Here is a 21,242-nt window from a genome sequence, read left to right as displayed (position 1 = left end):
ATTACACCAGTCTTGTACTGTGCCAGGCGACCTGATCGGTCACCGTGTGGTACGGCGGACGCTGCAGTGCGTATGCCATGGTCATGGCATCCAGCATGGTCCAGAGAATGTCGAGTTTAAACTGCAGGATCTCCAGCATACGGTTCTGCTGCTCAGCGCTGGTAAAGACTTCCAGCGCCAGCGCCAGGCCATGTTCCACATCGCGGTTCGCCTGGCTCAGGCGGCTGCGGAAGTAGAAATAGCCTTCCTCTTTGATCCACGGATAGTGCTGCGGCCAGCTGTCGAGGCGTGACTGATGAATCTGCGGGGCAAACAGCTCGGTGAGCGAGCTGCACGCCGCTTCCTGCCAGTTGGCGCGACGCGCAAAGTTGACATAGGCATCAACGGCAAACCGTACGCCTGGCAACACCAGCTTCTCTGACAGCAAGACTTTGCGATCGAGACCGACCGCTTCTCCCAGCTGCAGCCAGGCTTCAATGCCGCCTTCCTCACCGTTACGACCGTCGTGATCGAGGATACGCTGTACCCATTTACGGCGCGTTGCCGGATCCGGACAGTTGGCCATGATCGCCGCATCTTTCAGCGGAATATTGGTCTGATAGTAAAAACGGTTCGCCACCCAGCCCTGAATCTGCTCGCGCGTCGCGGCACCGTTGTGCATCGCGATATGGTAAGGATGGTGAATATGGTAATACGCGCCTTTGGCACGCAGCGCCTGTTCAAAGGCTTCGGGTGACAACGCCTCGGTAATGATCACGATGCGGACTCCTGCAAATGAATCGCCATGCCGTCCCAGCTCACTTCAATGCCCTGCTGCGTCAGGAACTGGCGCTGCGGCGAATGCTCGTTGAGAATCGGATTGGTGTTGTTAATGTGAATCAGAATTTTGCGTCTGGCCGGCAGCGCGGCCAGCAGCGCCATCAGCCCCTGCTCTTCCGCCAGCGCCAGATGGCCCATGGCCTTGCCGGTATTTTTGCCGACGCCGGTGGTCAGCAGCTCATCATCCTGCCACACGGTGCCGTCGATCAGCAGGCAGTCGGCTTTTTGCAGCCACGGCATAATCACCGCATCCGGTTCGCCGAGGCCCGGCGCATACAGCAGCGTCTGCCCGCTGGCGGTGTTTTCGATAAACAGCGCCACGTTATGTCCCGGCAGCGGACGATCGCGATACGGCGAATACGGTGGCGCGTTGCTGAGAATCGGAATGGCGGTGAATTGCAGACTGGCGCAGACGTCAACGCGAAACGGCTCAAGCGGCGTGAGCGCACGATGCTGCAGGCCGCCGTTCCAGTGCTGCAGCATGGTAAAAATCGGGAAGCCGCTGGTGAGGTCGGCATGCACTTCCGGCGTGCACCATACCTGATGCGGACAGCCCTCACGCAGGCTCAGCAGACCGGTGGTGTGATCGATCTGGCTGTCGGTCAAAATAATGCTGCCAATCGCCGTTCCGCGCAGCACGCCGTGTTTCACCAGTTCCGGCGTCCGGGCGATTTGCTGGCTGATGTCCGGCGAAGCGTTGCACAACACCCAGTCGGTACCGTTATCGCTGACAATGATTGAGGATTGGGTGCGCGCCTGCGCCTGGAGCGTGCCGTTACGCAGCCCGCTGCAGTTGGCGCAGTTACAGTTCCACTGCGGAAAGCCACCGCCAGCCGCCGAACCGAGGACTTTAATAAACATGTGAAGGACCGAAGCAGGAAAAGAAAATGCCCGCACGAACGGCGGGCAGGACGTCTTAGCGGTTGGAGATGTACAGCGTTACTTCCAGGCCCAGACGCAGGTCAACAAACTCAGGTTTTTTCCACATAATATTCTTCCTCATATTCTTAAAACGCAGAGCAGGCTCTGCTAAAAACATTGCGACAGAAACAAAGCTTCCGCCAGCAATGGATAACGCGGGGCGATGTTGCGCCAATGTAGCGAGCAGATCAACCCTGATTGCGTAAGGAAATACACTTACGCCTGCCAGATTTGGTGCAATACCCGCTGCCAGTTGCCCCAGGCAAGTTGTTCCAGCAATGCCTGATCATAGTTGAGACTGCGCATCAGCGCATACAGCCGCGGCAAACCGGTGACATCTTTAAGCTCTGCGGGCACGCTGATGCCGTCAAAATCCGACCCCAGCGCGACGTGATCGCTTCCCATAATAGTCATCAGATGCTCACAGTGTTTAACAATTTCGATCAAGCCGCCATCATCGTCGCGCTTACCGTCGGCGCGCAGAAAGGCGTTGCCGAAATTAATGCCGACCACGCCACCGCTATCGCGAATCGCCCGCAGTTGGTCGTCGGTAAGGTTGCGCGGCTGCGCGCACAGCGCGTGCGCATTCGAGTGGCTGGCGACCAGCGGCGCGGATGAGAGCCGGGCCGTGTCCCAGAACGCTTTTTCATTCATGTGCGACACGTCGATCATCATGCGCTGCTGATTCGCCAGCGCGATCAGCCGCTCGCCATCGGCAGTCAGCCCCGGACCGCTATCCGGCGAACCGGGAAATGCGCCGGTGACGCCAGCGCCAAAGCGATTTTCCAGATTCCAGAACGGACCGATGCTACGCACGCCCGCCTGCCAGAAGGCGGCAAGATCGGCGCCGTCGCCGTCAAAACCGTCCGCGCCCTCAATGTGCGCCACCATTGCCAGTATGCCATCGCGCCGGCAGGCGGCGATATCGGCGGTGCTGAGGCAGAGGCGCGCCCGGCCGTCAGAACGGGCAACCAGCGTTTTCAGAATCTCCAGCTGCTGCCACAGGATCTCCAGCGGCTGCCAGGCTTCACTGGCCAGCTGCGGCGCCTTTTCGCTGACGTAGCGCTGCGGTGGCACAAACAGCGCAAACAATCCGCCGGCAAAGCCGCCCTGCTGCATGCGCGGAAAATCGAGGTGTCCTTTTTCGATACCGGTAAAGAAGGCGGCGGCTGGATCGTCGCGATGATGCAACCACAGGTTGAGCAACAGATCATTATGACCATCAAAGGTTTTGATTAACATTGGGTTATCCGCCACGGATTTGATGCCGCCATGCTACGCGCATCACGCCTGTTCGCCAAATACCGGCGCACAAAGGGTTACTGTTGTGCCACCTGCAGACCGCGATAAAAGGTCGGCTTGACATCGAGTGGCTGAGCAATCAGGCCGTACTTTTGATAAAAGTCGGCGGTTTCCTGCTGCTGTTGTACGGTGTGGTCGTCAATGCTCTGCCAGTGTGACTGACGTCGGGCAAAAGATTTGGCGGCAGCCTCCTGAGGAAAGCCGATGATCTTCGCCAGCCTGGCGGAATATGCCTCAACGTGGCGATTGGCCCAGCGATCAGCGGCCGCCAGCCGGTTAATATAATCCTGCAGCGCCGCACGTTTACTGGCGTCACTCAGTGCCGCATCGGTGGCGGCGAGGAAGCTGTTGCCGCTGGAGAGCCCCACGCCGTTGATCAGCACGCGGCCGGTATGCGTTACTTCTGCCAGCGCGGTGTAAGGATCCCAGGTTGCCCACGCATCGACGGAACCACTTGCCAGCGCAATGCGCGCATCGGCAGGCGTGAGAAAGCGCCAGCTGACGGCTTTATCGCTCAGCCCGGCACTTTCCAGCGCTTTCAGCGCGATAAAATGACCGATCGACCCGCGCCCGGTGGCGATGCGTTTACCGCGCAGATCCCGCGGCGTTTTGATGGGTGAGTCCGGCGCAACCAGTACCGCCAGCCCGGCCGGGGTGGATTTGCTGACGGCCACCGCTTTGACCTGCGAACCTGCGGCCAGCGAGAACAGCAGCGGCGCATCACCAATAATACCGGCATCAACCGCCCCGGCATTCAGGGCTTCGGCCAGCGGAGCGGCGGCCGGAAATTCCGCCCATTCGATACGGTAGGAGAGATCGTTGAGCTGCTGCGCTGCTTCCAGCTCGGCGCGCATGTTGCCCTTTTGATCGGCAATGCGCAGGGTAACGCCGTGCGCCGCGACGCTGCCGCTGGCCAGTAACAGCATCGTTAAAGTCACTCTTTTCATTATCATTTCTCTGCTGATGAAAAGCCCAGACTACCCTGCGCGTAACAAATGACCGATGCCGATTTCGCATGAGGATTGCCGGAAGGAACATAACGATGCGCGGCTGATGAGGGCGCAAAAAAAAGCCCGCAACACGAGGTGCGGGCAACGTAATACTGGAAGCAATGTGAGCAATGTCGTGCTCTTCTTCGGTAGAGCCACCGTCGAAGCGCAGAAGAATAATAATCATTCCTATTATCATCTGTAAAGCTCTAATTGAGAATTTTTCTCATTTCCACACTAAGGTTGTGCTTACCCCCGTCGCCCGCTGGGTAAAAAAAGCGCAGATGCGCGGCGAATTTGGGGAGTGCGCGTGCTTTGCGATACACTCTCGCTATTGCCCGAGAATCGTTGAGTTCTATGCCAAAATTATTCCCCGCGCTGCTGCTTGGTCTCAGCGTCCTGAGTGCCTCTGCGCTCGCCGCGCCCGCGGACTCTATCCGTCACAGCGGCTTTGTCTATTGCGTGAACGGCACGGTTAACACCTTCAACCCGCAGATGGTCAGCAGCGGGCTGGTGGTCGATACGCTGGCGGCACAGTTGTATGACCGCCTGCTCGACGTCGACCCTTATACCTATCGCCTGATCCCCGATCTGGCGCAGAGCTGGGAAGTGCGCGATAACGGCGCGACTTACCGCTTCCACTTGCGCAAAGATGTTTCGTTCCAGCACACCAACTGGTTTACGCCGACGCGCAAAATGAATGCCGACGACGTGGTCTTCAGTTTTGCCCGCATGTTTGATCGCCAGCATCCGTGGCATAACGTCAACGGCGGCAGCTATCCCTACTTCGACAGCCTGCAGTTTGCCGACTCGGTGCAGAGCGTGAAGAAGCTGGATAACAACACGGTAGAGATCCGCCTCAACAGCCCGGACGCCTCGTTCCTGTGGCATATCGCCACCCACTACGCGCCGGTGTTGTCGCAGGAGTACGCCAGCCAGCTGAGCGCAGCAGGCCAGCAGGAACAGCTGGATCGCCAGCCGGTGGGCACCGGCCCGTTCCAGCTGAGTGAGTACCGTACCGGGCAATATCTGCGTCTGGCGCGCAATCCGCACTACTGGAAAGGCGTGCCGCGTCTGCAACAGGTGGTGATCGACCTCGGCGTGGGCGGCACTGGCCGCCTGTCGAAATTGCTGACCGGCGAGTGTGACGTCCTGGCCTACCCGGCCGCCAGCCAGCTGTCGATTCTGCGCGACGATCCGCGCCTGCGCATGACGCTGCGTCCTGGCATGAACATTGCCTATCTGGCGTTTAACACCCGCAAACCGCCGCTCGACCGGCCGGAAGTGCGCCACGCGCTGGCGCTGGCGATCAATAACGAACGTCTGATGGAGTCGATTTATTACGGCACGGCGGAAACCGCAGCCTCGATTCTGCCGCGCGCCTCGTGGGCTTACGATAATGATGCGCGCGTGACGGAATACAATCCGGCAAAAGCGCGCGAAGCATTAAAAGCACTGGGCATTGAGGATTTGCATCTGCGCCTGGTGGTGCCGACCACCTCAATGTCGTGGAACCCCAGCCCGCTAAAAACCGCCGAGCTGTTGCAGGCGGATCTGGCGCAGGTGGGCGTGCGCGTCACCATCGCGCCGGTCGAGGGGCGTTTTCAGGAAGCACAGCTGATGGCCATGAACCACGATTTAACCCTGACCGGCTGGGCCACAGACAGTAACGATCCGGACAGTTTCTTCCGCCCGTTGCTCAGCTGTGCGGCGATTCGTTCGCAGACCAATTACGCGCACTGGTGTTCGCCGGCGTTTGATGAGGCGCTGCAGCGCGCGCTGCTGTCGCAGCAGCTGTCGGCGCGTATCGATAGCTACGATCGCGCCCAGCAGATGCTGGCGCAGGCGCTGCCGGTGCTGCCGCTGGCGTCGTCGCTGCGCCTGCAGGCTTACCGGCACGATATTAAAGGCCTGGTGCTGAGTCCCTTCGGTAATGCCTCGTTCGCCGGGGTTTACCGCGATGAGCACGGCGAGGAGTAAGCATGATTATCTATCTGTTGCGTCGCCTGCTGTTGTTGATCATCACCCTGTTCTTACTCTCGCTGGTGAGTTTCAGCCTGAGCTATTTCACGCCTAACGCGCCGCTGGAAGGCGCCTCGCTGTTCGATGCCTGGTGGTTCTGGTTTAAAGGGCTGCTGCAGTTTGATTTCGGTGTCTCCAGCACCAACGGTCAGGCAATTGATATACAGCTGCGCGAGGTGTTTCCCGCCACGCTGGAACTGTGCGTGCTGGCGTTTATGCTGGCGCTGCTGGTCGGTATTCCGCTCGGCATCTGCGCCGGCGTAATGCGCAATAAATGGCAGGATAAAGCCATCAGCGCGCTGGCGCTGCTCGGCTTCTCAATGCCGGTGTTCTGGCTGGCGCTGCTGTTTACCCTGCTGTTTTCGCTGACGCTGGGCTGGCTGCCGGTTTCCGGTCGTTTCGACCTGCTCTATCCGGTGCAGAACATTACTGGTTTTGCCCTGATTGACGCCTGGCTTAGCCCTTCACCTTGGCGGCACGAAATGCTGGTCAGTGCGCTGACGCACCTGATTCTGCCGGTGATCGTGCTGGCCGTGGCACCGACCACCGAAGTGATTCGCCTGCTGCGCAACAGCACCAGCGACGTGATGGATAAAAATTACGTCAAGGCAGCGGCAACGCGCGGCTTGTCGCGCTTCACCGTGATTCGCCGTCACGTGTTGCACAACGCACTGCCGCCGGTGATCCCGCGTCTTGGCCTGCAATTCTCCACCATGCTGACGCTGGCGATGATCACCGAAGTGGTGTTCAACTGGCCTGGACTGGGGCGCTGGCTGATTAACGCCATCCGTCAGCAGGATTACGCGGCGATCTCCGCGGGCGTGATGGTGGTTGGCGGGCTGGTGATTCTGGTCAGCGTACTGTCGGATATTATCGGTGCGGCGCTCAATCCGCTGAAACACAAGGAGTGGTATGCCCTCAGATAACATCTACGCCGAGAAGCGGCTGCCGAGTGCGTTTCGCCTCAGCTGGCAGCGCTTTTATCGCGATACCAGCGCCATGATTGGCCTGTACGGCTTCGGCATCCTGCTGTTTCTCTGCCTGTTCGGCGGGCTGCTGTCCCCTTACGGCATCGACCAGCAGTTTCTCGGCTATCAGTTGTTGCCCCCGTCGTGGTCGCGCTACGGCGATGTCTCCTTCTTTCTCGGCACTGACGATCTCGGGCGCGATGTGCTAAGCCGTTTACTGAGCGGCGTGGCACCGACGGTTGGCTCTGCGCTGCTGGTTACGGTGCTGGCAGCAATCTGCGCGCTGCTGCTGGGCGTGCTGGCGGGGATTACCCACGGTTTGCGCTCGGCAGTGATGAATCACGTGCTGGATACGCTGCTGTCGATTCCCTCTCTGCTGCTGGCGATTATCGTGGTGGCCTTTCTTGGCCCGCGGCTGGAGCATGCGATGCTGGCGGTACTGCTGGCGCTGATCCCGCGTCTGGTGCGCGAAATCTACACGGCAGTGCATGACGAGATGGAAAAAGAGTATGTGGTGGCGCTGCGGCTGGATGGCGCGCGCAACCTGAATATTCTGTGGAATGCGGTGCTGCCAAACGTTCTGCCGCTGCTGGTCAGTGAATTTACCCGCTCGCTGTCGATGGCCATCCTCGACATCGCCGCGCTCGGCTTTCTTGACCTCGGCGCGCAGCTGCCCTCGCCCGAATGGGGTGCGATGCTGGGTGACGCGCTGGAGCTGATTTACGTGGCGCCGTGGACGGTGATGCTGCCGGGTGCCGCGCTGATGGTAAGCGTATTGATTGTTAACCTGCTGGGCGATGGCATCCGTCGCGCCGTCGCTGCGGGAGTGGAATAATGCCGTTACTGGACATCCGAAATCTGACCATTGAATTCATGACCGCTGAAGGTCCGGTGAAAGCGGTCGATCGCATCAATCTGACGCTAAACGAGGGCGAAGTGCGTGGCCTGGTGGGCGAATCCGGCTCGGGGAAAAGTCTGGTGGCGAAAGCCATCTGCGGCGTGACCAAAGATAACTGGCGTGTCACCGCCGACCGCATGGTATTCGATGATATCGATCTGCTGCGCCTGTCGCCGCGCGAACGGCGGCGTATCGTTGGCCATAACGTGTCGATGATTTTTCAGGAGCCGCAATCCTGTCTCGATCCTTCTGAAAGTGTCGGCCGCCAGCTGATGCAGGCCATTCCACGCTGGACCTTTAAAGGCCGCTGGTATCAGCGCCTGTGGTTCTGGCGCAAAGAGCGCGCCATTGAGCTGCTGCACCGCGTCGGCATCAAAGATCACAAAGACATTATGCGCAGCTTCCCGTATGAGCTGACCGAAGGCGAATGTCAGAAGGTGATGATCGCCATCGCGCTGGCCAATCAGCCGCGCCTGCTGATTGCTGATGAGCCGACCAATGCCATGGAGCCCACCACCCAGGCGCAGATTTTCCGTCTGCTGAGCCGCCTCAATCAGAATAACAACACCACGATTTTGCTGATCAGCCATGACCTGCGCACCATGAGTCAGTGGGCGGACCGCATCAACGTGATGTACTGCGGACAAACGGTGGAAACCGCGCAGAGTGACGATCTGATGGAAACGCCGCACCATCCGTATACGCAGGCGCTGATCCGCGCCATGCCCGACTTTGGCCGCGCGCTGCCGCATAAAAGCCGCCTGAATACGCTGTCCGGCGCGATACCGTCGCTGGAACATCTGCCGATTGGCTGCCGTCTCGGTCCGCGCTGCCCTTACGCGCAGCGTAAATGCATCGAAACGCCGCGCCTGAGCGGCACTAAAGCGCATCTTTACGCCTGTCACTTCCCGCTGAATATGGAGAGCCAATAATGGAAACCCTGCTGGAAGTGCGCAACCTGAGCAAAACCTACCGCTACCGCACCGGGCTGTTCCGGCGCCAGCATGTTGAAGCGGTGAAAAACGTCAGTTTTACCCTGCGCGAAAAGCAGACACTGGCCATTATCGGCGAGAACGGTTCGGGCAAATCCACGCTGGCGAAGATGCTGAGCGGCATGGTGGCGCCAAGCGAAGGCGAGATGCTGATTGACGATCACCCGCTTAGCTACGGCGATTACGGCTACCGCAGCCAGCGGATTCGCATGATTTTTCAGGATCCGTCGACGTCGCTCAATCCGCGCCAGCGCGTCAGCCAGATCCTTGATTTTCCGCTGCGGCTGAATACCGAGCTTGATGATGAAGCACGCGAAAAGCGCATCATTGCCACGCTGCGTCAGGTCGGGCTGCTGCGCGACCACGCCGGCTACTATCCGCACATGCTGGCCCCCGGACAGAAGCAGCGTCTGGCGCTGGCGCGCGCGCTGATTCTGCAGCCGAAGGTGATTGTCGCTGATGAAGCCCTCGCCTCGCTGGACATGACCATGCGTTCGCAGCTGGTGAACCTGATGCTGGAGCTGCAGGAGAAACACGGCATCGCCTATATTTATGTCACTCAGCATCTTGGCATGATGAAGCACATCAGCGATCAGGTGCTGGTGATGCATCAGGGCGAAGTGGTGGAGCGCGGCGGCACCGCTGACGTGCTGGCCTCGCCGCTGCACGACTTAACCAAACGGCTGATTGCCAGCCATTTTGGCGAAGCGTTAACCGCCGAGGCGTGGCGGCGCGAGCGTTAAATTTTTCGAAACCTTAGAGGAGGGAAATCCCTCCTCTAAAATGTTTACCAGACTAAAAACTTATCGTAGAAGTGATTAGCTAGATTTTTACCTCTCTCAGCTATTTCTTTCTGCCCCCAGGTTTTTTTTGTTGCATATAGCTTTAAAAAATCGCTTACCATATAGTATTCTGATTTGGCATAACTTTTTATTTTTACGTCAAGTTTCTTATTACCTATTCGACTATTAATATTAGCACCCAACGGCAAAAGATTACCGATATCATATCGATTATCAATGGATTCATCGCTTTGGGAGGCAATATGTTCAATAGTAATATTAGAAGGTTCAAATTCATCCGTAAAGGTATTGTCGCGTTCAATTTTCAAGAAAATATATTGTATTATTTTTTTATCTTTGGTTATTTGATCAGAAAATTTTAGCTTTAAAAAACCTTCTACAAAGAGTTCTTTTTCAGGCATCCACGAGGATAAATTTTGGTTTAACTCCTTAATTATCGCTGAAACCTCACGCTTGTTCTTAGCTGTTCTTAAACCACGTGCAGCTTTGGAATAACTACCCTCTATACCGGAAGGACGCATTGAACAGATTGAGTTGAAAGCAAAGTGAAATCTTTCAATTTTTTCAAGGGTGGCATTTAAATCTGTATGCTTCAAATTCCCTTTGGCTTGAGCATCAAAAAGAGACATTATTAGCGGCCGATTTTGTGTAATATTAAAATTTCTTATAGAAACCAAACTGGTAAACAGCTTCTTATCTTGTTGCTGAGGGAAGTCGCTAGCAATAGGAGAAAAAAGCTTTGTATATAACCGAGCTCCATCCAAAAGATCTTCAATGAAGTCATGCGCTGAAAAACCGGGCTTAGAAGACTCTTTCTTAAAAGCGGGATAAATATTTTCCTTACTAGCATATGAATATTTAGATATCCACCAATGTCTAATAAACTGTTCCATATCAACATTGGCACCATCACGCTTAGTCAGTTCTCTTTTAATATTATTCCAATATGTTTTAGCATCATCATCTGGATGAAGTTCTTTTAAAGATTTAAAGATTTTATTTTTTATCAAGTCTACAAAGCTAAGGTTCATTCCTCTTGCATTTAGCGTTTCAAAAATTGTGTAAGCTTCCTCTTCCTCTTTTACTGTGATATAAATAACCTTTAGGTTATTTACTATTTGATCTCTCACACTCACCAGCGTCTTTTTATAAAATTCTTTATCTGATTTCTTAAAGTTGAATTTTTTGGAGAGAGATACATCAGAAAGAAGTTGCAAGCAAAGGTTGTAGCTATTTTCTAGAGTTTTTTCTTCTTCAGATATAGCTAAGGTCTTTCTCTTTTTAGTTATATGTTGAATTTCATTTTGGAAAAATGGTTTGGGGTTCTCATTTTCCAGCTTGAAATAGGGCTGGGCGTTATCATCAACTCCAGAAATATAGTTTTTATAAATTGAGTCTGCTAATGGTTCGTGGCCCACATCAATAAATTTTTGACATAAGGCTGAGAGTAGAATAGTAAGGGTAGTTAGCCTCTGTTGACCATCTACAATCTGCATAGACAGATCTTTATCATCCCCGATAAGAACCATTGAACCGATAAAATACTCTTGATTGATGTATCTACCATCTTCTACTTCAATATTATTAAGAATGTCATCCACTAGCTCTCTGACTTGATCTTTTACCCATGAATAAGGTCGCTGAAATCTTGGAACAACGTACTTCCTTTTCTGTGAAAAAACATCAGATATAGTTCGCGTGTAGGCATGTAATTCCATTTTTAACCTCAGGGATGGTAAATTAGTTTTGGCTTTAATTTAGTGACTGTTCAACCGAATATTACAATAATTATGGCTTCTTTCGATTGATTAGAATCTTTTATCATAATCAATTGAGGTTTAAAACAAGTCTTTAGCAGAGATTGTAGCTTTGTGCTAGAATCCGCACGTCGATTAACGTCGGTCGCACAATTTTTAATCATCGCGACCGCCAACAACAATGACCATAAGGATTACAGCTATGGGTTTTCTTTCCGGTAAGCGCATTCTGATTACTGGCGTTGCCAGTAAACTTTCCATCGCCTACGGTATTGCGCAGGCGATGCACAAACAGGGCGCAGAACTGGCTTTCACCTACCAGAACGACAAACTGAAAGGTCGCGTGGAAGAGTTCGCTAAAGAACTGGGCTCAGACATTGTTCTGCCGTGCGATGTGGCAGAAGACGAGAGCATCACTGCCCTGTTCACTGAACTGGCAAAAACCTGGCCGAAATTTGACGGCTTTGTTCACTCCATCGGCTTCGCCCCGGGCGACCAGCTGGATGGCGACTACGTGAACGCCGTTACCCGTGAAGGCTTCAAAATCGCGCACGACATCAGCGCCTACAGCTTTGTGGCGATGGCCAAAGAGTGCCGCGCGATGCTGAACCCGAACGCAGCACTGCTGACCCTCTCTTACCTGGGTGCAGAGCGCGCTATCCCGAACTACAACGTGATGGGTCTGGCGAAAGCGTCGCTGGAAGCCAACGTGCGTTACATGGCGAACGCGATGGGTCCGGAAGGCGTGCGTGTTAACGCCGTGTCTGCCGGTCCAATCCGTACCCTGGCTGCATCAGGCATCAAAGATTTCCGTAAGATGCTGGCACACTGCGAAGCGGTTACCCCGATTCGCCGCACCGTCACCATCGAAGACGTGGGTAACTCTGCGGCCTTCCTGTGCTCAGACCTGGCGGGTGGTATCACCGGTGAAGTGGTGCACGTGGATGGCGGCTTCAGCATTGCCGCAATGAACGAGCTGGAATTGAAATAAGTTCTGCGGGCGAGCCAGGTGCTCGCCCTTTTTCTTTTCTCTCCCCCGCCTTATAGCCACACGCTATTAATTATTCCCCATCATTCTTTTGCCGTGGACAGCCGTTCAGCGACGATAAGCTAGCCCTTGAGTGGCGATGCGCTTTTCAGATTTGCCCGTTGTGCACTCAGTCCGTTTTTTGCGAAAGGAATGACCATGGAACACCGCCGTTCTCCCGGCCATGACCACTGGTTTTATGAAAGCCAGACTCGCCCTCATACGTCCGCTGCTGCTCCCCTGGTTCCCGAAGCCGCTCATATTGATGACCGTTTTCTGCTCGGCCTGCAGCAGGAAGCCAGCGCACTGCAGCCGCTGCTGCAGCGCTTTCAGCCAGTGCTACAGGCGGCACGCGACCTGAGCCATACCCTGCTGCCCGATGCGGTCAGCACCTCGCTGACCCACACGCTAACGCTGTACGATCGTCTCAGCACCGCACTCACGGTGGCGCAGGTGGCTGGCGTGCAGCGGTTGTGCAATCACTACTCGGCGCGGCTTAATCCGCTGCCGGGACCGGATTCTTCGCGCGAAAGCAATAATCGCCTGACGCAAATCACGCAGTATGCGCGCCAGCTGGCGATGCAGCCGGAGCTGATTACCGCCAGCAGCATCAGCGCGCTGGATGCGGTAGGCCTGACTGAACCCGATATCGTTACGCTCAACCAGCTAGTAGGCTACGTCAGCTATCAGGCGCGCGTGGTCGCCGCGCTTCAGGCGATGATGGGCCTGCCGGTGCGCTGGATCCCTGGCGTCACGCCGCCCGCCGACGCCGATGCGGCGCTGTTCAGTCAGGCTGCTGCCTGGCAGCACGCCATCAAGCCGGTTGAGCTGCGCTATGCCAGTGCTGACCAGCTGGCGGCGGTGACCTTTTGTCAGGGTATGGCCGGACTCGACGACGCTGTCTGGCTACTGGTGCACGATGCCCAGGCGCTGTATGGCTGGGCGACGCTGCGCCAGCGGCTTGAGGCTTATGGTGGGGAAGAGGAACAGCTGGCGCAGGCAGTCAGCGCGCGCGTGCTGGGCTGCCGACGCCAGTTCGCGCAGCTGGCGAACGGCTGGCGCAGGCGTTTGCTGCACGATGTGGATCAGGCCAGCGATGACAGCCTGACGCAGCAGGTAATCGCGCTGAGCGCCCAGCTTACCCGGCTGCCGGAGCGCTTCAGTGCTGCCCATCTGCAGCCGCTGTTAAACGCGGGCTGGGGCAGCGAGCGCCTGTTCACGCTGATGCAGGCGGTGGCATTTGCCAGCTGGCAGGATCGACTGCTGATGGCGCTGGGCGAAGCGCGCTAATCTGCCAGGTGGCGTCGTGCTTCGTCAAAGAAGTGCTGCGACAGCGGCGACGCCCTGCCCGGCTCAGCAATCACCAGCGCCGCCTGACGTCCCATCGGCGCGATATCAATTGGCCGGCGCGCCAGATGGTGCAGCATTTCCGGTAGCAGATGGCCGCAGGGCGACACCATGACGCCCAGACCAACCTGCGCACTCTGAATCAGCTGCATCACCGAGGCGCTTTCCACAATCACCCGCGGCAGCACGCCGGTTTCACGCAGCTGTCCGTCGAGGTAACGCCGGAAATAGCGCGTGGGCTCGGCCAGGCACAGCGGCTGGCTCGCCAGCGTGTACAGCGATAGCCGCTCATGCTGCAGCAGCACCGGGAAGTGATCGGGATGGAAAATGGCTTCGACACCGCGATCGTTGAGCAGCGCGGTCTGGAAATGCAGTTCCCGCAGTGACGTCAGCTCAAAAAAGCCGATACCGCCGTCCACGGTGTGGCTGTTTAGCGCTTCCAGCAGTTGATCGGCGCTCATGGCGGAAACGCGATAGTCGAGCTGCGGATAGCGCGCTTCCACCGCTTTAAGTAACGCCGGCAGCGCCACGCTGCACTGCGGCATCACGCCCAGCCGCAGCGTGCCGTTGACGCCGTGCTTAAGCGACTCCACTTCCAGCTTCAGTCCCTGATACACCGAAACAATTTCGCGCGCCCACGTCAGCACGCGTTCCCCTTCCGGCGTGAAGCCGTCGAAGTTGTTGCTGCGATTGATCAGCGACAGCCCCAGCTCACGCTCAAGGTTTTTAAGCCGCATCGAGAGCGTGGGCTGGCTGACGAAGCTGGCCTCCGCCGCCCTGCCAAAATGGCGCTCGCGTTCAAGATTGCACAGGTAAATCAATTGCTTGATGTCGATTTTCTTATCCACCGTCGAATTTTTATCGCGTTATGGTAGCAAAACTCGTCGCGCTCCAATGCGCACTCAGCGAAGAAATTTCTGCGTTGTCAGGCGGATTGCTCAGGCGGATAGCGGGTGATATATACAAGGAGACGCGGCGGGTCGCCACCGGCCGCGACCCGCATGATTAACGGTTACGCCCGGCATCAGGCGACGCCGAGCGCACTTTTCACCTCATTGGCGATCTTCTCGACCTGCGGCCCGTAAATCACCTGCACATCGTGCTCGCTGACGCGATTAACCCCGTTAGCGCCGGTCGACAGCAGCGTTTGATCCACCACTTCTTTCATCTCTTTGACCCGCACGCGCAGGCGAGTGAAGCAGCAATCGACGTCCTCTATATTGGCCTCTCCGCCCAGCCCGCTGATGATCACACGGGTGCGTTCATCCGCCGCCACCTGCTGCGGTTTGGCTTCCTCTTCGGATTCGCGCCCCGGCGTTTCCACCTGCATCCGGGTAATCACCAGGCGAAAGCCCCAGTAATAAACCGGCGCGTAAATGGCGCCCAGCACCAGCGTCCACCACCAGTGGGTTTTGCTGCCGCCGAGAATGCCAAACACCAGCAGATCAATCGCGCCGCCCTGCACGTTACCGATCATCAGGTGCAGCATCGACATCAGCATAAATGACAGGCCGGTCAGCAGCGCGTGCATCACGTACAGCACCGGTGAGACGAAGATGAAGCAGAACTCCAGCGGTTCGGTGATGCCGGTGGTAAACGAGGTCAGCGCGCCGGCCAGCACCAGCGCTTTGACCCGCTGCTTATGTTCAGGTTTGGCAGTGTGATAGATGGCCAGCGCGGCGGCGGGCAGACCGAACATCATTACCGGGATTTTGCCCTGGGCGAGAAACTGCGTGGCGGTACGCACGGTGTCGTCCGGAATCGCGCCGGGATGGGTCAGCGAGGTGTTGAAAATATTCAGCGCGCCGACGATGGTCTGGCCGTCCACCGTCGCCATGCCGCCAATCGGCGTAAAGCGCACGGTTTCATTGAGGATGTGATGCAGGCCGGTCGGGATCAGCAGGCGCTCGCAGGCGCCGAGCAAAAAGGCACCGTACTGACCGCTTTTACCGATCATCTGACCGACCCACGCAATGCCCTGGCCGATGGTTGGCCAGATTAGCGCTAGCAGCACGCCCGTCAGCGGCAGCACCACCACCGTCACGATGGGCACAAAGCGACGGCCGCCAAAAAAGCTGATCGCCGTGGGCAACTGCTGGGTATAGAAGCGGTTGTGCAGCATCACAGTGAGCAGGCCGGCAATCACCCCGCCCAGCACGCTCATGTTGTAGGTAAAAATGCCGAGCATGTCGATGTACTCGGCTGACGTCATCATGGCGCTGGTCTGGTCCATACCCGCCTGCTGCAGCGCCTCGGGCGTGGTGGTGGCTGCCGTCAGCCCTTTCGCCGCCAGCGTGGCGCTGATCCCCACATTCATGGCGATATAGCCAATCACTGCCGCAAACGCGGCGGTGGGTTTCTCCGCTTTGGCCAGCCCAATTGCGCTGGCGACGGCAAAAAATACCGGCAGGTTGGCAAACAGCGCGCCCGCCACTTTACGAATAAAACCGATGATCAACTGCGGCACCTGTAAACTGGCAAATGCTTCACCGGTGATCGCCGGATTCTGCAACGCGGCGGCCAGACCGAGAAAAATACCGGCGGCAGCAATGACGGAGATCGGCATCATTAAGGCTTTGCCGAATGCGTGAACCTGACTGGCAAGTTGCTTCATGGAGCGCGCCCTTTTGCTAACGGAAAGAGCAATTATTAGCCACTATTTGGCCGCGCACTTACCCGCCGGCGCGCGACAGCGGATAATTTATGATGGCGATCACGCTTTTACCCCTGGCGCGCGATAAACGTTAACTATCGCACCATTAAGTCAATCAATTAGACAACTTTTGGCGTCAGTCGCACACTTCTCACCAACAGAAGTCATATTCTGATAACAATTCATAAACAATAAGCCTGCGACTATCATGAAATTTAAACGTAAGATTCAGCCCTATCGCGCCGCTGCGGGCGGCTGGGGCTCGCTGGAAGCCACCACCCGTTTTGTCCTTGACAGTAAAGCCGCCCTGAAAAACATGCGTAACCTGATGCGCATGAACAAAGCGCGCGGCTTTGACTGCCCGGGCTGTGCCTGGGGCGATGATAACAAGAGCACCTTCAGCTTCTGCGAAAACGGCGCGAAAGCCGTGACCTGGGAAGCGACACGCCGCGTCGTCGAGCCAGAATTTTTTGCCCAGCACAGCGTCAGCACCCTGTATCAGCAGAGCGACTATTTCCTTGAGTATCAGGGCCGCCTGACCCACCCGATGCGCTACAACAGCGCGACCGATCACTATGAGCCGATTAGCTGGGATGACGCCTTTGCGCTGATCGCGCAGCATTTGCAGGCAATGGATCATCCGGACCAGCTGGAGCTGTACACCTCCGGTCGCGCCAGCAATGAAGCCTCGTGGCTGTACCAGCTGTTTGGCCGCGTGCTGGGTACCAACAATTTCCCTGACTGCTCCAACATGTGCCACGAAGCCAGCGGCACCGGACTGAAACGCAGTATTGGCGTCGGTAAAGGCACCATTCGCCTGGATGATTTCGACCACGCTGATGCGATTTTTGTCTTTGGCCAGAACCCCGGCACCAACCATCCGCGCATGCTGCACAGCCTGCGTCACGCTGCCGATCACGGCGCCAGAATCGTGACCTTTAATACCCTGCGTGAGCGCGGCCTGGAACGTTTTGCCGATCCGCAGAAGCCGCTGGAAGTGGTGACGTCGATGGCCGGCAACATCAGTTCTGCCTATTATCAGCCCAACCTCGGCGGCGATATGGCGGCGGTGCGCGGCATGGTTAAAGCGCTACTGGAAGAGCAGCGTAAACGGCTGGCCACCGGTGAAAAAGGCATTTTCGATCAGGCCTTTATTGACGCCAACACCCAGGGCGTTGAGCAGTATCTGGCGGCTGTGGACGAGACCCGCTGGGAGCAGATTGTGCAGCAGTCGGGCCTGAGTGAAGCGCAGATTCGCGAAGCCGCCGCCATTTACCAGAGCGCCGAACGGGTGATCATCACCTGGGCGATGGGCATTACTCAGCACAAACACTCGGTCGATACGGTACGGGAAATCGTTAACCTGCAGCTGCTGTTTGGCCAGCTCGGCAAACAAGGCGCGGGCCTGTGCCCGGTGCGCGGCCACAGTAACGTGCAGGGTAACCGCACCATGGGCATCGACGAGAAACCGTCGAAAGCGTTCCTCGATGCGCTGGGGGCACATTTTGCTTTTGAACCGCCGCGCGAACACGGTCATAACACGGTTGAAGCGCTCAACGCCATGCTGCGTGATGAGGTCAAAGTGCTGATTGCGCTGGGCGGTAACCTTGCCGCGGCGGCGCCGGACTCACCGGTTACCGAAGAAGCGCTGCAGCACTGTGACCTGACGGTGCATATCAGCACCAAGCTGAACCGCAGCCATCTGGTACCGGGCCACGAAGGCCTGATTCTGCCGACGCTGGGCCGTACCGAGCGCGATCGCCAGGCCAGCGGCAACCAGTTCATCACCGTGGAAGATTCGTTCAGCATGGTGCATGCCTCAGAAGGTGTCGGCATTCCGCTGGCGGAAACGCAGCGTTCGGAAACAGCCATTGTGGCCGGTATCGCGCACGCGACGCTGGGCAGCGACCACATCGACTGGCTCGGCATGGCCGCTGATTACAACGTCATTCGCGATCACATTGCGGCGACCATCCCCGGCTTCGCTGATTTTAACCGTCAGTGTGATATTCCCGGCGGCTTTTACCTCGGTAACGCTGCCGCAGAACTGCGTTTCAATACGCCATCGCGTCAGGCAGAATTCAGCGCGGCGGCACTGCCGACCTCGCTGTTCCCGCAGCTGGGCAATGACGTTGAAGTGCCGTTCACGTTGCAGACGCTGCGCTCGCATGACCAGTACAACACCACCATTTATGGCCTGGATGACCGCTATCGCGGCGTGTACGGTCAGCGTGAAGTGGTGTTTATCCACCCGGACGACATGGCGTCGCTCGGTTTCAGCGAAGGGCAGCTGGTTGACATTGAAACCCTGTGGAATGACGGTCTGACGCGTCGCGTCAGCGGCTTTAAGCTGGTGCCGTATAATATTCCGCGCGGTAACCTTGCCGCCTACTATCCGGAGACCAATCCGCTGGTACCGCTCTCCAGCTACGGTGACGGCAGCGGCACGCCCACCTCCAAATCGGTACCGGTGAAGCTGGCGCTGACCGCCGCCGCGCCCACCCAGCGTATCGCCTGAGTTCTGTGCGTTACCAGAAAGTAAAAAGCCGCGTAAAGCGGCTTTTTCGCCTGTTTTAGCCTTGCCGCGCGGACCTGATTCGCGTAAAACTGTCCACCGCTCTTAGGCCACGAAACTAAATATATTATGTTCCAGGATAACCCGCTGCTCGCGCAGCTGAAAGAGAAGCTTCACGCGCAGACCCCGCGCGCCGAAGGTGTTGTGAAAGGCACGGAAAAAGGCTTTGGCTTCCTCGAAGTTGACGCTCAGAAAAGCTACTTCATTCCTCCTCCGCAGATGAAGAAAGTGATGCACGGCGACCGCATTTCCGCCGTGATCCACACTGATAAAGACCGCGAGAGCGCGGAGCCGGAAACCCTGATTGAGCCGTTCCTGACGCGCTTTGTCGGCCGCGTGCAGAAAAAAGATGACCGCCTGTCTATCGTGCCGGATCATCCGCTGCTGAAAGACGCGATTCAGTGCCGTGCGGTGCGTGGCCTGACCCACGATTTCCAGAACGGTGACTGGGCCGTGGCAGAGATGCGCCGCCATCCGCTGAAAGGCGATCGCGGTTTCTATGCCGAACTGACCGAATTTGTTGTCACCGCGGACGATCACCTCGCGCCGTGGTGGGTCACGCTGTCGCGCCACAATCTGGAGCGTGAAGCGCCGGAAGTCGGCTTCGGCGAGATGCTGGACGAACAGCTGCAGCGTGAAGATCTCACCGCGCTGAACTTTGTCACCATCGATAGCGCCAGCACCGAAGATATGGACGATGCGCTGTATGTTGAAGAGCTGGCAGAAGGCAAGCTGGCGCTGACCATCGCCATTGCCGACCCGACCGCTTACGTTGCCGCCGGCAGCGAACTTGACCAGCTGGCCTCCAGACGCGCCTTCACCAACTATCTGCCGGGCTTTAACATCCCGATGCTGCCGCGCGAACTGTCAGATGATGTCTGCTCGCTGCGCCCTAACGTCAGGCGTCCGGCGCTGGTGTGTCGCGTCACTGTGCTGCCGGATGGCAGCCTGGCTGACGATGCCCACTTCTTTGCCGCGTGGATCGAATCCAAAGCCAAGCTGGTGTACGACGAAGTGTCGGACTGGCTGGAGAACAGCGGCAGCTGGCAGCCGGAAAATGACACCATCGCGCAGCAGATTCGCCTGCTGCATCGCCTGTGCCTGGCGCGCGGCGAGTGGCGTCAGACGCACGCGCTGGTGTTTAAAGATCGCCCTGACTACCGCTTTGTGCTGGGTGTGAAAGGCGAAGTGCTGGATATTATTGCGGAACCGCGCCGCATCGCTAACCGCATCGTGGAAGAAGCGATGATCCTCGCTAACGTCTGCGCCGCTAAAGTGCTGCAGGAGAAGCTTGGCTTCGGTATCTACAACCTGCACACCGGTTTCGACCAGGCGAACGCGGAACAGGCGGCTGGCGTGCTGGCTGGTCACGGTATCACGGTTGATCCGCAGGCGATTACTACGCTGGAAGGCTTCCGTCAGCTGCGTCGTCAGCTTGATGCGCAGCCAACCCAGTATCTCGACAGCCGCATTCGTCGTTTCCAGAGTTTCGCCGAAATCAGCACCGAACCGGGCCCGCACTTTGGCCTCGGCCTCGACGCCTACGCGACCTGGACGTCACCGATTCGTAAATTCGGCGACATGATCAACCATCGTCTGCTGAAGGCTATCGTGCGCGGCGAAAGCATTGCGCGGCCACAGGATGACGTGACCCTGATCATGAGTGAGCGTCGCCGTCTCAACCGCATGGCCGAGCGCGATGTCGGTGACTGGCTGTATGCGCGCTTCCTCGCGCCGTTTGCCGGCACTGACCGCAAATTCAGCGCGGAGATCATCGACGTTTCGCGCGGCGGCATGCGCGTGCGCCTGCTGGAGAACGGTGCGGTCGCCTTTATCCCTGCCCCGTTCATTCACGCCGTACGTGACGAACTGGTGTGCTCGCAGGAGAGCGGCACCGTGCAGATCAAAGGTGAAGTGGCCTACCGCGTGACCGATGTGATTGATGTGACCATCGCCGAAGTGCGCATGGAAACACGCAGCGTGGTGGCCCGTCCGGCCGCCTGAGCATGAAATCGTGCGGGATAACATCCGTTATCCCGCATTTTTCCCCACCCGCCTGCGCAGTTGTTAAATTTGTTTCCCGCTTCACACTTCTGATCCAATCCACTGTCGTTAACAATTCATTACATTACTTTTAACTTGTTGTATTCCGATCGCCTTTTTCCCGGT

At 57.1% G+C, this 21,242-nt stretch carries 17 protein-coding genes; 9 read left to right on the top strand and 8 right to left on the bottom strand.

The features are described 5' to 3' along the window. Position 1: 1 nt before the first annotated feature. From pqqC to OXR61_RS01080, 5 genes are all read right to left on the bottom strand, one after another. On the bottom strand, positions 2–757 hold the full coding sequence (pqqC, locus tag OXR61_RS01100; RefSeq protein ID WP_021505974.1) for a pyrroloquinoline-quinone synthase PqqC: 756 nt from the start codon (positions 755–757) through the stop codon (positions 2–4). Beyond that, a complete protein-coding gene (gene pqqB, locus OXR61_RS01095; protein WP_021505973.1) occupies positions 754–1,680 on the bottom strand; it encodes a pyrroloquinoline quinone biosynthesis protein PqqB in 927 nt (308 codons plus the stop codon). Before pqqB ends, pqqC begins: the two co-directional genes overlap by 4 nt. A 55-nt stretch (positions 1,681–1,735) precedes the next feature. After that, a complete protein-coding gene (gene pqqA / locus OXR61_RS01090; RefSeq protein ID WP_010617686.1) occupies positions 1,736–1,807 on the bottom strand; it encodes a pyrroloquinoline quinone precursor peptide PqqA in 72 nt (23 codons plus the stop codon). A 149-nt stretch (positions 1,808–1,956) separates the two neighbouring features. After that, a complete protein-coding gene (locus OXR61_RS01085; protein WP_227746481.1) occupies positions 1,957–2,976 on the bottom strand; it encodes a dipeptidase in 1,020 nt (339 codons plus the stop codon). 83 nt (positions 2,977–3,059) lie between these two features. Continuing rightward, complete coding sequence (locus OXR61_RS01080; protein ID WP_040679533.1) at positions 3,060–3,989, bottom strand: ABC transporter substrate-binding protein; 930 nt, start codon at positions 3,987–3,989, stop codon at positions 3,060–3,062. Positions 3,990–4,388: 399 nt separating this feature from the next. On the opposite strand from OXR61_RS01080, the gene sapA reads away from it, so the two are divergent. The 5 genes from sapA to sapF are packed head-to-tail and all read left to right on the top strand — an operon-like array spanning position 4,389 to position 9,654. Then, complete coding sequence (gene sapA / locus OXR61_RS01075) at positions 4,389–6,011, top strand: ABC transporter substrate-binding protein SapA (RefSeq protein WP_021505969.1); 1,623 nt, start codon at positions 4,389–4,391, stop codon at positions 6,009–6,011. Positions 6,012–6,013: 2 nt separating this feature from the next. Beyond that, positions 6,014–6,979, top strand: a complete 966-nt coding sequence (sapB, locus tag OXR61_RS01070) for a putrescine export ABC transporter permease SapB (RefSeq protein ID WP_021505968.1) — start codon at positions 6,014–6,016, stop codon at positions 6,977–6,979. Beyond that, positions 6,966–7,856: a putrescine export ABC transporter permease SapC gene (gene sapC, locus OXR61_RS01065; protein ID WP_021505967.1), complete on the top strand. Its 891-nt coding sequence runs from the start codon at positions 6,966–6,968 to the stop codon at positions 7,854–7,856. Before sapB ends, sapC begins: the two co-directional genes overlap by 14 nt. After that, positions 7,856–8,851, top strand: coding sequence for a putrescine export ABC transporter ATP-binding protein SapD (gene sapD / locus OXR61_RS01060; RefSeq protein WP_021505966.1), 996 nt, complete (start codon positions 7,856–7,858; stop codon positions 8,849–8,851). Before sapC ends, sapD begins: the two co-directional genes overlap by 1 nt. Beyond that, positions 8,851–9,654: a putrescine export ABC transporter ATP-binding protein SapF gene (gene sapF / locus OXR61_RS01055; protein ID WP_021505965.1), complete on the top strand. Its 804-nt coding sequence runs from the start codon at positions 8,851–8,853 to the stop codon at positions 9,652–9,654. Before sapD ends, sapF begins: the two co-directional genes overlap by 1 nt. Positions 9,655–9,698: 44 nt before the next feature. On the opposite strand, the gene OXR61_RS01050 is transcribed toward sapF, so the two are convergent. Then, complete coding sequence (locus OXR61_RS01050; protein WP_021505964.1) at positions 9,699–11,432, bottom strand: DUF262 domain-containing protein; 1,734 nt, start codon at positions 11,430–11,432, stop codon at positions 9,699–9,701. Positions 11,433–11,673: 241 nt separating this feature from the next. On the opposite strand from OXR61_RS01050, the gene fabI reads away from it, so the two are divergent. Beyond that, a complete protein-coding gene (gene fabI / locus OXR61_RS01045; protein ID WP_021505963.1) occupies positions 11,674–12,462 on the top strand; it encodes an enoyl-ACP reductase FabI in 789 nt (262 codons plus the stop codon). A gap of 195 nt (positions 12,463–12,657) precedes the next feature. Then, positions 12,658–13,788, top strand: a complete 1,131-nt coding sequence (locus tag OXR61_RS01040) for an oxidoreductase (protein ID WP_021505962.1) — start codon at positions 12,658–12,660, stop codon at positions 13,786–13,788. Here OXR61_RS01040 and OXR61_RS01035 read toward each other — a convergent pair. Next, entirely contained in the window at positions 13,785–14,681 is an 897-nt protein-coding gene (locus tag OXR61_RS01035; RefSeq protein WP_031279063.1) for a LysR family transcriptional regulator, read from the bottom strand. The genes OXR61_RS01040 and OXR61_RS01035 overlap by 4 nt on opposite strands. 188 nt (positions 14,682–14,869) lie before the next feature. After that, on the bottom strand, positions 14,870–16,459 hold the full coding sequence (locus OXR61_RS01030) for a PTS transporter subunit EIIC (RefSeq protein ID WP_021505960.1): 1,590 nt from the start codon (positions 16,457–16,459) through the stop codon (positions 14,870–14,872). Between the two features lie 247 nt (positions 16,460–16,706). Between OXR61_RS01030 and OXR61_RS01025 the strand changes: the two genes are divergently transcribed. Together OXR61_RS01025 and OXR61_RS01020 are read left to right on the top strand one after the other, a co-directional pair. Then, a complete protein-coding gene (locus OXR61_RS01025) occupies positions 16,707–19,016 on the top strand; it encodes an FdhF/YdeP family oxidoreductase (RefSeq protein ID WP_021505959.1) in 2,310 nt (769 codons plus the stop codon). Positions 19,017–19,142: 126 nt separating this feature from the next. Next, entirely contained in the window at positions 19,143–21,077 is a 1,935-nt protein-coding gene (locus OXR61_RS01020; protein WP_021505958.1) for an exoribonuclease II, read from the top strand. Positions 21,078–21,242: the final 165 nt, after the last annotated feature.

The sequence above is a fragment of the Pantoea sp. GM_Pan_4 genome, assembly GCF_026541005.1.
GTDB lineage: Bacteria > Pseudomonadota > Gammaproteobacteria > Enterobacterales > Enterobacteriaceae > Pantoea > Pantoea dispersa.
Note: the sequence above shows the minus strand (reverse complement) of the source record. Positions and strands in the feature narration are given on the sequence as shown.